This is a genomic window from Candidatus Pelagibacter communis, from assembly GCF_001179965.1.
GTDB lineage: Bacteria > Pseudomonadota > Alphaproteobacteria > Pelagibacterales > Pelagibacteraceae > Pelagibacter.
Window position 1 is genome coordinate 1 of sequence record NZ_CVSH01000012.1, and the last position, 573, is coordinate 573.

1 protein-coding gene is annotated in these 573 nt (G+C 22.9%); it reads right to left on the reverse strand.

Going from position 1 to position 573, the window contains the following annotated elements; all coding sequences use genetic code 11:
• Positions 1-28 precede the first annotated feature (28 nt).
• Positions 29-573 (reverse strand): class I SAM-dependent methyltransferase (locus AMN73_RS00500; protein WP_143323175.1); only part of this gene is annotated, 545 nt, incomplete at its 5' end.

Here is a 573-nt window from a genome sequence, read left to right on the forward strand (position 1 = left end):
CATAGATATTATTATACGCTTAGCTCGATCAAAAAATAATTTTATCATTTTCTTTATTTAAAATTTTCTTTAATCTTTCAGATGAATTTTTTTTAGTTTTATTGACATAAACTCTTAAAATTTCATTATTTTTTTTAAGAAATTCTGCATCAAATATAAATAAACCAAATATTTTTAATATTTTTTTGATCGAGCTAAGCGTATAATAATATCTATGGTCTTGATGAATTGAGTCAAAACCATTTCCACGCAAAACGCTATAAAGATATTGAACCTCAATTATCATTATACCTTGATCTTTTAAAATTAGTTTTGAACCAAGTATTATTTCTTTTAGATTATTTGTATGTGCAAAAAAGTTCGTTGATACTAAAAAATCATATTTTTTTTTAATACTTAGTTTTTTTGCTATTTTTATATTAAAGTTTTTTCTAATAGTATTGATACCTTTTCGTTTTGAAATTAAAGCAACATTTGTTGGTTCAATGTTTGTCGTAGAATATCCTTTTTTTTTAGCTTCAAGCATTAATGAGCCATCGTTTCCACCAATATCAATTATAGATGGCTTTTTAA